Source organism: Azonexus sp. IMCC34842, from assembly GCF_050368855.1.
Lineage (GTDB): Bacteria > Pseudomonadota > Gammaproteobacteria > Burkholderiales > Rhodocyclaceae > Azonexus > Azonexus denitrificans_A.
This window is the reverse complement of record NZ_CP178449.1, coordinates 2,422,630-2,436,696: the sequence shown is the minus strand read 5'-3', so window position 1 is coordinate 2,436,696 and position 14,067 is coordinate 2,422,630. Positions and strand designations below refer to the sequence as shown.

Annotated in this window: 8 protein-coding genes; 6 read left to right on the top strand and 2 right to left on the bottom strand. The window is 65.1% G+C overall.

Annotated features, from left to right (window positions below; translation table 11 throughout):
• The first annotated feature begins 223 nt into the window (after window positions 1-223).
• Window positions 224-871, top strand: coding sequence for an SOS response-associated peptidase (locus ACLIKD_RS11535; protein WP_428825171.1), 648 nt, complete (start codon window positions 224-226; stop codon window positions 869-871).
• Between the two features lie 97 nt (window positions 872-968).
• A complete protein-coding gene (locus ACLIKD_RS11530) occupies window positions 969-1,244 on the top strand; it encodes an HU family DNA-binding protein (protein ID WP_226416290.1) in 276 nt (91 codons plus the stop codon).
• Between the two features lie 88 nt (window positions 1,245-1,332).
• On the opposite strand, the gene ACLIKD_RS11525 is transcribed toward ACLIKD_RS11530, so the two are convergent.
• Window positions 1,333-2,259: a response regulator gene (locus tag ACLIKD_RS11525; RefSeq protein WP_428825170.1), complete on the bottom strand. Its 927-nt coding sequence runs from the start codon at window positions 2,257-2,259 to the stop codon at window positions 1,333-1,335.
• Entirely contained in the window at window positions 2,246-5,632 is a 3,387-nt protein-coding gene (locus tag ACLIKD_RS11520) for an ATP-binding protein (protein ID WP_428825169.1), read from the bottom strand. The genes ACLIKD_RS11525 and ACLIKD_RS11520 overlap by 14 nt, the downstream gene beginning before the upstream one ends.
• 196 nt (window positions 5,633-5,828) lie before the next feature.
• On the opposite strand from ACLIKD_RS11520, the gene ACLIKD_RS11515 reads away from it, so the two are divergent.
• From ACLIKD_RS11515 to ACLIKD_RS11500, 4 genes are all read left to right on the top strand, one after another.
• Entirely contained in the window at window positions 5,829-9,182 is a 3,354-nt protein-coding gene (locus tag ACLIKD_RS11515) for a DUF2126 domain-containing protein (RefSeq protein WP_428825168.1), read from the top strand.
• An 80-nt stretch (window positions 9,183-9,262) separates the two neighbouring features.
• Window positions 9,263-11,782 (top strand): circularly permuted type 2 ATP-grasp protein, encoded by a 2,520-nt coding sequence (locus ACLIKD_RS11510; RefSeq protein ID WP_428825167.1) that lies wholly within the window; start codon window positions 9,263-9,265, stop codon window positions 11,780-11,782.
• Window positions 11,783-11,784: 2 nt separating this feature from the next.
• Entirely contained in the window at window positions 11,785-12,741 is a 957-nt protein-coding gene (locus tag ACLIKD_RS11505) for a transglutaminase family protein (RefSeq protein WP_428825166.1), read from the top strand.
• Window positions 12,738-13,991, top strand: coding sequence for a TIGR03862 family flavoprotein (locus tag ACLIKD_RS11500; RefSeq protein WP_428825165.1), 1,254 nt, complete (start codon window positions 12,738-12,740; stop codon window positions 13,989-13,991). The genes ACLIKD_RS11505 and ACLIKD_RS11500 overlap by 4 nt, the downstream gene beginning before the upstream one ends.
• The last annotated feature ends 76 nt before the right edge of the window (window positions 13,992-14,067 follow it).

The following is a 14,067-nucleotide window of genomic DNA, read 5'->3' as shown; positions in this document are numbered from 1 at the left end:
CTGGATGTAAGGAGTCTGTTTCTGGCGAAGAAACACCGTCTTTTGCTCTTGCAGCTTTCGGAGAACTATACACAAGGCGCACTAATTTAGTGAAAGCTTATGACGCCGCCGACACCTGTTTGCCGGCAGGCGATGGCGAGAAGCTCACCCCTGAAAAATCATTGTTGTGGACTGGCTAATAACTGTATAAAATTACAGTTATCGTGACGCTGGAAAATCCCCAATGTGCAGGCGCTATGAACTCAAGGCAACGGCCAAGGACCTGAGCAGGCATTTCCAGCCGCTGCGTCTGGCCCAGCGTCAGATGCCCGGCGCCGAGGAAATGCAGCCGACCGATTCGCTGCTGATATTTACCGGCAACCGCACCGGCTACCTGGCGGGCAATGCCCGGTGGGGGCTGGTCGGCAGCTTTCTCGACCGGGAGCCGCGCAGCCCCCTGATCAACCTGGGCAGCGAAGGACTGGCGACGACGCCGTTCTACAGCAAGATCCTGAAACGCAACCGCTGCTTGATTCCGGCCACCGCGTTCTTCGAGTGGCAAGCCCTGGCCGGTGGCGAAAAACGGAAAATGCGGGTCAGCCAGGCCAGGGGCAAGCCGCTGCTGCTGGCCGGGATTTTTGATCGGCATCCGCTGGCCGGAACGACCTGTGCGATCTTGACGGTGCCGGCCAATGCCGCCATGGCATCGCTCAACGACCGTATGCCGCTGATCCTCGGGCGTGCCGAGAGCGCGTTCTGGCTGAATGAGCACCTCGAGTTTCCGGTCGAGGAATTTGCGGCGATTGCCGAGGGGGCCGGACAGTGTTCGCTGCAGGTCGAACAGGTCGAAGAACCGGAAGATTCGCCGCAGTTGTCCTTCGCTTTTGCTTGAGCGGGCCAAAAAAAATATTTTTCGCTGACGATGAAAGGTGCGACATCCGTGGCGACGCCCTATAATCGGCGCCCCTTTGAATTTCATCGGATTAAACATGAACAAGACTGAACTAATTGATGCCCTGGCCGCCAAGTGCGATCTTTCCAAGGCTGATGCTGGACGTGCTGTCGATGGCCTGACTGAAATCATCACCGAAGTTCTGGCCAAGGGCGACGCCCTGAGCCTGATCGGTTTCGGCAACTTCTCGGTCGGCGAACGCGCCGCCCGTACCGGCCGCAACCCGAAGACCGGCGAGCCGCTCGCCATCGCTGCCTCGAAGCAGGCCAAGTTCTCCGCCGGTGCCAAGCTGAAGGCCGCCATCAACGCCTAAGTTGCTGGTGTTGCTGCGCTGCAGTACCAATTAAGCCCGGTCTCGACCGGGCTTAATTGCTTTCGGGGCCGGCTATTTGGCGCCGCCCCTACACTCCGCGCATCTTGCTCATCGCCAGATTGGCCGCCGCCGTGCGGGTTTCGACGCCGAGCTTCTCGAACACGTGCTCGAGGTGCTTGTTTACCGTCCGCGGGCTGTTGCCGAGGATGTCGCCGATATCGTTGCTGGTCTTGCCCTGCACCACCCAATAGAGTACTTCGGCTTCGCGCTGGGTCAGGCGGAAGGCGGCGATCAGCGATTCGATGGCCGAGGCGTCGTTTTCCTCGCGCAGCACAACCAGCCATTCGTCGTCGCCGGTCTGGTCGTGGAAGGAGGCGAGCAGGCGCCGGCTGCCGTCGGCGATCAGCAGCGCCGCCGGTTCGTGGTTGTCGCGGCGCGCCCGGTGGGCGTCGGCGATCCAGCCGAGCAACTCGTCGGGGGCGATTTCTTCCGGATTGGCGAAGTAGTCGTTGAGCAGCTTGCGGGCCAGCGGCGTCTGCCAGACCAGCCGGCCGTCGGCGGCGCGCACGGCGACCGTCGCCTGGCCGAAGGCATCGAGCGCCGTGCGCGCCTGGCGCATCTGCCGGGCATTCTGGATATGGGCGGCGATGCGCGCCAGCACTTCCGGCGGGCGGATCGGCTTGGTCACGTAATCGGCGCCGCCGGCGGCAAAGGCGGCGACGACATGTTCGGTTTCGGTCAGGCCGGTCATGAAAATGACCGGGATGTGCTGGGTCGAGAAATCCGCTTTCAGCCGGCGCGCCACCTCGAAACCGTCCATGCCTGGCATCAGCGCATCGAGCAGGATGACGTCGGGCAGGCTCTGGCGGGCGCGCTGCAGCGCCGATTCGCCATTGGTGGCGACGAGCACGGTATGGCCGGCTTCGTCCAGCGCATCGTGGAGCAGCGCCAGGTTTTCCGGCACGTCGTCGACGATCAGGACGATGTCGGAGATATTTCGATCAACGGCTGGCATCACGCATTTTCCTGAGAATTTCCTTCATCGCATCGAACTGGAATTGTCGCGCCAGATCGCGCAGCACCCGGACGAATTCGCCATGCCGCGGGTCGATTTTTTCGATTTCGGCCAGCTTGTTCAGCATGCCGCGCAGGTAGCCGAGGCCGATGACCTCGTCGAGCGCCGCCAGATGGTCGTCGTCCGGCGCAATCAGCGGCGGCGGTTCGCTGGGCGGCGGCGGAACGACCGGGGCATCGGCGGTCACCCATTCGAGTTCCAGCTTGCGGCCGATCCAGGCCAGCAAGTCGTTCACCCGCAACGGCTTGACGATGAAATCCTCCGGCCCGATGCCGACATCGTTGTCCAGTCCCTTGTCGAAGGCATTGGCCGAGAGAATGGCGATGGGGGCGTCGCTCAGTCCTTGCTGGCGGATGCGCCGGATGGTTTCCCAGCCGTCGATGCCGGGCATGCCGAGATCCATGAAGATCAGGTGTGGTGCGCCGCGCGGAACGGCCAGCAGGGCCTCGTAGCCGCTGGCCGCCTGCTCGACGATGAAGCCGAGCGGTTCGAGCACGTTCTGCAGCAACTCGCGGTCGACCTTTTCGTTATCGACGACCAGGATGCGCCGGCGCACGCCGACATAGCCGATGCGGTTGAGGCGCGGCAGTTCGCGCGCCGCCTGGGCAGAATGGAGCTGCGGCAGGAACAGCCGGATGCGGAACAGCGTGCCGTCGCCGACGGTGCTGGATACCTGCATCTCGCCGCCCATCAGGTCGGTCAGCATGCGGGCGATGGTCAGGCCGACGCCGCTGCCGCCGGCCTGGGCCGTGCTGCCGCGGACAAAGGGCTCGAAGATGCGTTCCAGCTCGGCGGTCGGGATGCCCGGGCCGCTATCGCGGATGTCGAAAATGGCCATGTCGCGTCGGCATTCGACCTTGAAGCTGACGCCGCCGCGCACGGTGAACTTGATGGCATTGCCGAGCACATTGATCAGGATCTGGCGCAGCCGCCTTTCATCGGCCCGGACCACGGCGGGCAGTTCGCCGGCCGGCTGGTAGTCGAAGGACAAGCCCTTGTTGCGGGCCTGCAGCTCGAACATGCCGACGATCTGCTGCATGAAGTCGGGGAAGTCCATCGCCCGGACGTCGAGCGACAGCTTGCCGCCTTCGATGCGGGCGATGTCGAGGGTGCCCTCGATCACCGACAGCAGGTGATCGCCGGATTTGCGGATGACGCTGACCGCCTGTTTGCGGTTGGGCGGCACGCTTTCGTCGGCGTCGAGAATCTGCGCGTAGCCGAGAATGCTGTTCAGCGGCGTCCGCAATTCATGGCTGATCGCCGTGATGTAGCGGCTCTTCGCCTGGTTGGCCTGCTCGGCGATCTGCCGGGCCTTCTGCAGCGCGCTGTCGGTGCGCTGGTGCGACTCGATTTCCTGCATTAGCAACTGCGTCTGGCGGTTCGATTCCTCCTGCGCCACTTGCCGGCTCTGCTGGGTCAGCACCATCCACCAGGCGCCGACGCCGGAGAGCAGCAACAGCGCCGCGAAGGCCTTGATGAAACTGTCCTGCAGCGCGCCGATCAGCACTTTCTGCTCCGGCCCGAGGGCGAGCAGTTCGTGGGTGTACAGCACGCCGAGAACCAGCGCAAGCACCGGCACGATGCCGCTCATCAGCAGCAGGTAATGGCCAAGTCCGGTTTCCAGGTAGGGCCGGGCGGCGGCAGGCAGCAGGCGGCGCAGCACGCCGTTCCATTGCGCGGCGAGGCTGGCCTGCGGCTTGCACAGGTCGTGGCAGCGGGCATCGAGCGAGCAGCACAGCGAGCAGATCGGCCCCTGGTAGGCCGGGCAGTGCGCCATGTCCTCGCCTTCGTAATCGCGTTCGCAAATGGCGCATTTCTGGCTGTGTGCGGCGGGCTTAACGGCCGGCCGGGCGAGGTAATAGCGGCCGCCGGTCGCCCAGGCGATCAGTGGCGAGACGAGCAGCGCACTGCCCAGCGCGACGAACGAGGCGAAGGGCTGGATGTCCGGCCCGAGCAGGCCGACGAAGGCGGCAATGGAAAGCAGCGAAGCGATGCCCATGGCGCCGACGCCGACCGGATTGACGTCGTAGAGATTGCTGCGCTTGAATTCGAGGCCCGGCGGCGACAGGCCAAGCGGCTTGTTGATGACGAGATCGGCAACCACCGCCGCCATCCACGAAATGGCGATGTTGGAATACAGCCCGAGGACCTGGCCGAGCGCCTTGAAGACGTCGAGTTCCATCAGCAACAGCGCGATCAGCGTGTTGAAGACGACCCAGACGACCCGGCCCGGATGGCTGTGGGTCAGCCGGGAGAAGAAATTCGACCAGGCCAGCGAACCGGCGTAGGCATTGGTGACGTTGATCTTCAGTTGCGAGACGACGACGAACAGCGCGGTGGCGGCGATCGCCAGCGTGGTGTTGTCGAAGACGTGCGAGAAGCCGATCAGGTACATCTGGTTGGGGTCCACCGCCTTGTCGGCCGGTACCGCGTTGCGCAGCGCCAGCCAGGCGAGCAGGGCGCCGCCGAGCATCTTCAGGATGCCGGGGATGACCCAGCCCGGCCCGCCGACGATGACGCCGAACCACCAGCGACGCCGGTTGGCCGCAGTTTTTTCCGGCATGAAGCGCAGGTAATCGACCTGTTCGCCCATCTGGGTGACCATGGCGATGCCGACGGTCAGCGCCGCGCCGAACAGGTGCGGGTTGAAGCCGAGGCCGTCACCATGTTGGCCGGCGTATTGCCACAGGCCGCTCAGGGCCTCGGGTTCGTCGATGAAGACGAAGGCGTAGGGCAGCACCAGCAGGAACAGCCAGAGCGGTTGTGTCCACGCCTGCAGCTTGCTGATCGCGGTGACGCCGTGGGTGACCAGCGGGATGACGACCAGCGCGCAGATCAGATAGCCCCAGGCCGGCGGAATGCGGAAGGCGAGTTCCAGCGCATAGGCCATGATGGCGGCTTCCAGCGCGAAGAAGATGAAGGTGAACGACGCGTAGATCAGCGAGGTGATGGTCGAGCCGATATAGCCGAAGCCGGCTCCGCGTGTCAGCAGGTCCATGTCGAGGCCGTACTTGGCCGCCGAGTGGCTGATCGGCAGGCCGATCAGGAAGATGATCAGGCCGGTCGCCAGAATGGCCCAGAAGGCATTGATGAAGCCGGCATTGACCAGCATGGTCGCGCCGACCGCCTCGAGTACCAGGAAAGAGGCCGCGCCGAAGGCGGTATTGGCGACGCGGAGTTCGGACCACTTGCGGAAACTGCGCGGCGTGAAGCGCAGCGCGTAGTCTTCGAGCGTCTCGTTGGCGACCCAGGTGTTGTAGTCGCGGCGAATTTTGATGACGCGCTGGGTGGGCGATGGGGCAGAATGATTCATGGCAGGGGTGAAGCATGTTCCATGCCCTGCTTTGGGGCGTGTTTCTGCAAGTTTTTCGCCCCGATTTGGTGCGCACTGCCCGATTCGAGGCCTTGGCACGGTGCATTGTCGAATCCGGCGTGAAATAAAACAGTGGCTTAGCAGCTGGTTCGTGTCTTGCTTAAAGCCTTTCAACCAATTCGTACGGAGCACGCCCGTGTCCATTCACGTCGCACTAAATCACGTCACTCATTACTCCTACGACCGCCTGGTCAATCTCGGGCCGCAAGTCATCCGCCTGCGGCCCTGTCCGCATTCCCGGACGCGCATCCTGTCCTACTCGCTGAAGATCGGGCCGGAGAAGCACTTCATCAACTGGCAGCAGGACCCGCAGGGCAACTACCTGGCCCGCCTGGTGTTCCCGGAAAAGACCCGCGAATTCCGCGTCGAGGTCGATCTGGTGGCCGAAATGTCGGTCATCAATCCTTTCGACTTCTTCCTCGAACCGCACGCCGAGAAAATTCCCTTCGCTTATGAAGACTGGGAACGCCACGAGCTGACGCCCTATCTGCACAAGCTGCCGGCGACGCCGCTGTTCCAGAAATACCTCGACGGCATTTCGCGCGAAGCGCTGCGCAGCGTCGATTTTCTGGTCGCCCTCAATGCCCGGGTGCAGAAGGACATCGGCTACACCATCCGGATGGAGCCGGGCGTCCAGACGCCGGAAGAGTCGCTGACCAAGCGCTCCGGTTCCTGTCGCGATTCGGCCTGGTTGCTCGTCCAGATCCTCCGTCATCTCGGTCTGGCGGCGCGCTTCGTCTCCGGTTACCTGATCCAGCTGACGGCCGACGTCAAATCACTCGACGGTCCGTCTGGCCCGGAAAAGGATTTCACCGACCTGCACGCCTGGACCGAAGTCTATCTGCCGGGCGCCGGCTGGATCGGCCTCGATCCGACCTCCGGCCTGTTCGCCGGCGAAGGCCATATCCCGCTCGCCTGCACGCCCGAGCCATCGTCCGCCGCGCCGGTCAGCGGCGGCATCGACGAATGCGAAACCGAGTTCTTCCATCAAATGGAAGTGACCCGCATCTGGGAAGCGCCGCGCGTCACCAAGCCTTATACCGATGAACAGTGGATCGAGATCGAAAGCCTCGGTCACCAGATCGACAGCACTTTGGGCAAACTCGACGTCCGCCTGACCCAGGGCGGCGAGCCGACCTTCGTCGCGGTCGACGACCCGGACGGCGCCGAATGGAACACCGCCGCCCTCGGCCCGACCAAGCGCCTGCTGGCCGCCGAACTGTTCCACCGGCTGCGCGAAAAATATGCCTCGAACGGTCTGATGCACTTCGGTCAGGGCAAGTGGTATCCCGGCGAACAGCTGCCGCGCTGGTCGCTGAACTGCTTCTGGCGCAAGGATGGCCAGCCGATCTGGCACGACCCGGCGCTGTACGCCGACGAAAAACGCGATTACGGCGCAACCGGCGAACATTCCGCCCGCTTCATGCAGCGCATCGCGGAAAAGCTGGCGCTCGACGCCCAATACGTCTTCCCCGCTTTCGAGGATGCCTTCTACTACATGTGGCGCGAGCGCCGCCTGCCGGGCAATGTCGATCCCTTCGATGCGCGGCTCGACGACGAGCTCGAGCGCGAACGCCTGATGAAGGTGTTCACCCAGGGCCTGGCCCATACCGTCGGTCACGTGCTGCCGGTCATGAAGAACGAGTGGGGCCAGTGGCAGACCGGCTCGTGGTTCCTGCGCGCCGAGCGCTGCTACCTGTTCCCCGGCGATTCGGCGATGGGCTACCGCCTGCCGATCGATTCGCAGCCGTGGGCGGCGAAGAGCGATTATCCCTACGTCAATCCGCCCGACCAATCGCAGCCGATGCCGCCGCTGCGCAGCCATGCCGAAATCCGCCGACAGTTCGTTCAGCCGCTGCGCCCGGCGGCGACCGGCCTTGCCGAGGCCAGTGGCGCAGGCGCCGATTATCAGGCGATCAGTGGCCGCGGCACGGCCAAGGTGCCCGAGACGGCGCCGGGCTTCAAGGAATCCGCCGGCTGGGTCACCCGTCTGGCGATGTGTGCCGAAGCGCGTGAAGGCAGGCTCTACATCTTCATGCCGCCGACCGAGAAGCTCGACGACTATCTGGAACTGGTCGCCGCCGTCGAGGCGACGGCCGAAGAGATGCAGATGCCGGTCGTCATGGAAGGCTACGAGCCGCCCGGCGATCCGCGCCTGACCCATTTCCGCGTCACCCCCGACCCCGGCGTGATCGAAGTGAACATCCACCCGGCAAAGAGCTGGGACCAGTTGGTCGAGCAGACCACCCACCTCTACGACGCGGCCCATCTGACCCGTTTGACCACCGAGAAATTCATGGTCGACGGCCGCCACACCGGCACCGGTGGCGGCAATCACTTCGTGCTCGGCGGCGCGACGCCGAACGATTCGCCCTTCCTCCGCCGGCCGGATCTGCTGAAGAGCTTGATCGCCTACTGGCACAACCATCCGAGCCTGTCCTACCTGTTCTCCGGCCTGTTCATCGGGCCGACCAGCCAGGCGCCGCGTGTCGATGAAGCGCGCAACGACAGGCTCTACGAACTGGAAATCGCTTTCAGCCAGATGCCCAAGCCGGGCGAAGACGTGCCGCCCTGGCTGGTCGACCGCATCCTCCGCAATCTGCTCACCGATGTGTCCGGCAACACCCACCGCTCCGAGTTCTGCATCGACAAGCTTTACTCGCCGGACGGCCCGACCGGCCGCCTCGGCCTACTCGAACTGCGCGCCTTCGAAATGCCGCCGCACGCCCGCATGTCGCTGACCCAGCAACTGCTGCTGCGCGCCATGATCGCCCGCTTCTGGGAGCAACCCTATGAGCCGGCCCGGCTGACCCGCTGGGGCACCGAGCTGCACGACCGCTTCATGCTGCCGTTTTACGCCGAGCAGGATTTCCGCGACGTCATGGAAGAAATGCAGATGGCCGGCTTCCCGTTCAAGGCCGAATGGTTTGCCGCCCACTTCGAGTTCCGCTTCCCGAAATACGGCGATTTCGCCGTCAAGGGCATGGAATTCGAACTGCGCCACGCCCTCGAACCCTGGCATGTCATGGGCGAAGAAGGCTCGGCCGGCGGCGCGGTGCGCTACGTCGATTCCTCGGTCGAGCGCGTCCAGGTCAAGATCAAGGGCATGGCGCCGGATCGTTACGTGCTGACCTGCAACGGCATTCCCATTCCGTTGCAGAATACCGGCACCAACGGCGAATTCGTCGCCGGCGTCCGCTACCGGGCCTGGCAGCCGCCGTCCTGCCTGCATCCGACCATCGGGGTCGATGCGCCGCTGGTCTTCGATCTGGTCGATACCTGGATGCAGCGTTCGCTGGGCGGTTGCCAGTACCACGTCGCCCATCCCGGCGGGCGCAGCTTCGATACCTTCCCGGTCAATGCCTTCGAGGCCGAAAGCCGGCGTCTGGCGCGCTTCTTCCGCTTCGGTCATACGCCGGGCAAGATGCAGGTCGGGGGCGCGGAGATCACAGCCGAGCACCCGTTTACGCTAGACTTGCGCCGATTCTAATCCCCGAAAATGCGAGCCGCGGCTGACCTGGCCGCAACAGAGGGCCGGTGACGGCCCCCGCGCATTTCATGACTGGCTGAATGGCCCGCACACTCCTCGCAATCTATCCACAAAACGCCCGCCGTTACGACGAAATGTTGACGGCGGATGGTGCCGTGCGGCCGCACTGGCGGCAATTTTTCATCCACCTCGATTCGATTGCGCCGGAGGAGATGCACCGGCGCCTGGCGTTCGTCGACCGGCGGATCCAGGAAAACGGTGTCACCTACAACGTGTACGCCGATCCCAGCGGTTCGGACCGGCCATGGGCGCTCGACCCGCTGCCCCTGATCATCCCGCCCGACGAGTGGGCGCGCGTATCGGCGGCGGTCGCCCAGCGGGCGAAACTGTTCAATGCCATCCTCGCCGATCTCTACGGCGAACAGACCTTGCTCGCCGAAGGCTTGCTGCCGCCGGCCCTGGTCTATGGCCAGCACGGCTATCTCTGGCCCTGTCGCGGCATCAAGCCGCCGGGCGGCGTCTGGCTGCACAATTACGCAGTCGATCTGGCGCGTGCCCCGAACGGTCGCTGGTGGGTCATCGCCGATCGCACGCAGGCGCCATCCGGGGCCGGCTATGCGCTGGAAAACCGGCTGGTCGTCTCGCGCGTTTTTCCGGAAATGTTCCGCGACCTGCATGTCGAGCATCTCGCCGACTTCTTCCGCGATCACCTTGACGGGCTGGCCGCGCTGGCGCCGGTCGACGGCGATGAGCAGCCGCATATTGTGCTGCTGACGCCCGGTCCGTACAACGAAACTTATTTCGAACACGCCTATCTGGCCCGTTACCTCGGCTTCCCGCTGGTCGAGGGGCAGGATCTGACGGTGCGCGGCGACACCGTCTATCTGAAAACCCTGCGTGGCCTGAAACGGGTGCATGTCATCCTGCGCCGGCAGGACGACGATTATTGCGATCCGCTCGAATTGCGCGGCGATTCGGCGCTCGGCATCCCGGGCCTGATCAACGTGGCGCGGGCTGGCCGGGTGGTCATCGCCAATGCGCTGGGCAGCGGACTGCTCGCCTCCGGCGCGCTGATGGGCTTCCTGCCCGCCATCTGCCGGCATCTGCTCGGCGAAAAGCTGGCCATGCCGTCGGTCGCCACTTGGTGGTGCGGCGAGAAGCCGGCCCTCGAGTACGTGCGCGAGAATTTCGACGATCTGGTCATCAAGCCGGCCTACCCGACGCAGCGCATGGACCCGGTGTTCGGTTTCGAATTGAAGGGCGAGGCGCGCGCCGAAATGCTGCGCCGGATCGAAGCCCGGCCGCATGCCTATGTCGCCCAGGAAATGGTCGAACTGTCGCAGGCGCCGACCTGGAGCCGCTCCCACGAACGACGCCTGCTCGCCAGGCCGGTCGGTCTGCGTGTCTATGCGGTGTCTACGCCGGATGGCTACTCGGTGATGCCGGGCGGCCTGGCGCGTGTGCCGACCGGCGCCACGGCCCGGATCATCTCGATGCAGCGCGGCGGTTCGTCGAAGGATGCCTGGGTGCTGACCAACGGCCCGGTCAGCGAGTTCAGCATGCTCAAGCCCTCGGTCGGCGTGCGCGATCTGGTCCGTTCCGGCGCCAACCTGACCTCGCGCGTCGTCGAAAACCTGTTCTGGCTCGGCCGTTACTCGGAACGTTTCGACGACAGCGCCCGCGTCCTGCGCGTCACTCTCAGTCGCCTCGTCGAAGCCGGTGGCGAAAAGACCCCGGCCGTCGCCTCGTCGATGGAGCTGGCCGAACTGCTGCATATCGTGCCGCGCCCGGAAGAGGATGACGAAAGCAAGGAGGGCGGCGAACACGTCCTGCTCGAGGCGATCTATGACCCGGCCCAGCCGGGCAGCCTGGCCGGTACCATCCGCAATCTGATGTGGTCGGCGACCCATGTCCGCGAGCGTCTGTCGCTCGATCACTGGCATTCGCTGAACCGCCTGCAGCGCGAGCAGCAGGCAGCGCAGAAGAATCACCTGTCGTTGACCGAGGCGATCGCCTTTCTCGATCGCGTGCTGGGCGTTTCGTCCTCGCTGACGGGTTTCGCGATGGACAACATGACGCGCGACGACGGCTGGCGTTTCCTGATCATCGGTCGCCGTCTGGAACGGCTGTCCTTCTTCTCGCGGGCCATCGCCGCCTTCCTGCGCATGGAGTCGGCGCGCGGGCCGGGTTGTCTGGAATGGCTGCTCGAACTGGCCGATTCGATCATCACCTACCGCTCGCGCTATTCGCGCCAGCCGGAACTGTTGCCGGTCATCGACCTGCTGGTTTTCGACGACAGCAATCCGCATGGCGTGATTTCCGAGGCCAGCGTCCTCGGTCGCTATCTCGACCGGATGGCGCGCGAACTGGGCGCGACCTTCGACGGCAAGCTGCCGGAAGTGCTGGAACGCCTGCAGCAGTTCGATCTGGCCAGACTGGAGCACCTCCAGTTCGCCGACTGTCATGGCTGTTCGGCCTGCGTCGACCTGGCGACGCTGCTCGATCAACTGAACGTCGCGGCGATCCAGCTTTCCGACTGGCTCGGCCGGCGCTATTTCACCCATGTCGGCGACGTCAGCCGGCAAACGATGGCGCTCTGAGCATGCCCCCCGTCCGTTACCACGTCCTGCACGAAACCCGCTACGACTACGGCAGTCCGGTTTCGCTGTCGCAGCAGCAACTGCACCTGTCGCCGCGCATCCTGGCCTGGCAGCAGATCGAGGAACAGCGCGTCGACATCGAGCCGGTGCCGAGCTGGCGGCGCGACGGGCAGGATGCCTTCGGCAATCCGGCAACCTGGATCGCCTTCCACGCGCCGCACCAGGCGCTGGTTATCCGCTCCAAGATGACCATCGCCATCACACCGCACCTGCCCGCGGCGATCGACAAGTCGCCGCCCTGGGAGGCGGTGCGCGATCATCTCGCCTACGATTCCTCGGCGCCGCGGCCGGCCGACCTCGATGCCGCGCGTTTCCTGTTCGAAAGCCCGCACGTCCGGATCAAACATGAACTGGCCGACTACGCCGCCGACTGCTTCCCGCCCGAAACGCCGATCCTGGTCGGCACCGAGGCGCTGATGGCGAAGATTTTCCGGGAATTCAAGTTCGATCCGGAGGCGACGACGGTGTCGACGCCGGTGCTCGAAGTGCTGGAAAACAAGCGCGGGGTCTGCCAGGACTTTGCCCACCTGATGATCGCCTGCCTGCGCGCCATCGGCCTGTCGGCGCGCTATGTCAGCGGCTATCTGCTGACCCGCCCGCCACCCGGCAAACCCCGGCTGATCGGCGCCGATGCCTCGCACGCCTGGGTTTCGGTCTATGCCCCGGGAAGCGACAACGACTGGGTCGATTTCGATCCGACCAACAACCTGTTGCCCGATACCGAACACATCACGGTGGCCATCGGCCGCGACTTTTCCGATATTTCGCCGTTGCGCGGCATCATCCTTGGCGGTGGCGGCACCGAGCCGGAAGTGGCGGTAACGGTGGTGCCGCTCGACGAGGAAGAGATTCCCGCCGGGCTGCTCGCCAAGGCGCCAGCCGGCCCGGCCGAGTCATGACCCGGCGGGTCGCCATCATCGGCGGCGGGCCGGCCGGGCTGATGGCCGCCGAGCAGCTTGCCGTCGGCCAGCAAGACCTGCGGCCGGGGGCCGCCAATCGGCTCGAAATCGATGTCTTCGACGCCATGCCGTCGTTCGGCCGCAAGTTCCTGATGGCCGGCAAGGGCGGCATGAACATCACCCACAGCGAACCCCGCCCGGCCTTCGTCGCCCGCTATGGCGCGCGCGCCCCGGAAATCGCCCGCCTGCTCGACGCCTTCGGGCCGGAAGCGCTGCGCGACTGGATGCACGGGCTCGGCGTCCAATCCTTCGTCGGTAGTTCCGGCCGCGTTTTTCCGACCGAAATGAAAGCCGCGCCGCTGCTGCGCGCCTGGCTGCACCGGCTGCGCGGGCAGGGTGTGCGCTTCCATGTCCGCCAGCGCTGGCTCGGCTGGACGGCAAGCGGTGCGCTGCGGTTGGCAACGCCTGACGAGGAAGTCACGCTGGCCGCCGATGCCGTGATTCTGGCGCTGGGCGGCGGCAGCTGGGCGCGGCTCGGTTCGGATGGCGCCTGGGTGCCGCTGCTGGCCGGGCGCGGGGTCGAGATCGCGCCGCTCAAACCGGCCAATTGCGGTTTCGATGTCGCGTGGAGTGCCCATTTCCGTGAGCGCTTCGCCGGCCAGCCGGTCAAGCCGGTCGTCGCGGCGCTCGGCGAACGCCGCCAGCAGGGGGAATTCAACATCACCGCCAGCGGCATCGAAGGCGGCCTGATCTACGCCCTGTCGGCGCCGCTGCGCGATGCCCTGGCGGACGACGGCCAGGCGGCGCTGCGTCTCGATCTGGCCCCGGGGCGCAGCCTGGAACGGCTGACCGCCGAGCTGGCCCAGCCGCGCGGCCGCGATTCGCTGGCCAATCACCTGCGCCGCCGGGTCGGCATCGATGGCGTCAAGGCCGGTCTGTTGCGCGAACTGCTGCCCGCCGAAACCTTGAATGCCCCGGCCAGCCTTGCTGCGGCGATCAAGGCCTTGGCCGTGCCGGTAACGGCGCCGCGACCGCTCGACGAAGCGATCAGTACGGCCGGCGGCGTCAGCTTCGCCGGACTCGACGAGGCGCTGATGCTGAAAAATCTGCCCGGCGTCTTTTGCGCCGGTGAAATGCTCGACTGGGAAGCGCCAACCGGCGGCTACCTGCTGACCGCCTGTTTCGCCAGCGGCCGGGTGGCCGGCGCCGGAGCGGCGACATGGCTGGGCCGCCAGGATGGCGCCGCTTGAACGCGCTGAAAGCGCGTCGCGTGCCGCACGGCAGGTGTTTCTCGCAGCCGTTTTCCGCTAGTCTTGCAACTCGTCA

Bases quoted from the DNA above. Each gene is read 5' to 3' on its own strand.
- ACLIKD_RS11510 (WP_428825167.1), top strand. From the start codon at position 9,263: ATGGCCCGCACACTCCTCGCAATCTATCCACAAAACGCCCGCCGTTAC.
- ACLIKD_RS11525 (WP_428825170.1), bottom strand. From the start codon at position 2,259: ATGCCAGCCGTTGATCGAAATATCTCCGACATCGTCCTGATCGTCGAC.
- ACLIKD_RS11520 (WP_428825169.1), bottom strand. From the start codon at position 5,632: ATGAATCATTCTGCCCCATCGCCCACCCAGCGCGTCATCAAAATTCGC.
- ACLIKD_RS11505 (WP_428825166.1), top strand. From the start codon at position 11,785: ATGCCCCCCGTCCGTTACCACGTCCTGCACGAAACCCGCTACGACTAC.
- ACLIKD_RS11500 (WP_428825165.1), top strand. From the start codon at position 12,738: ATGACCCGGCGGGTCGCCATCATCGGCGGCGGGCCGGCCGGGCTGATG.
- ACLIKD_RS11530 (WP_226416290.1), top strand. From the start codon at position 969: ATGAACAAGACTGAACTAATTGATGCCCTGGCCGCCAAGTGCGATCTT.
- ACLIKD_RS11535 (WP_428825171.1), top strand. From the start codon at position 224: ATGTGCAGGCGCTATGAACTCAAGGCAACGGCCAAGGACCTGAGCAGG.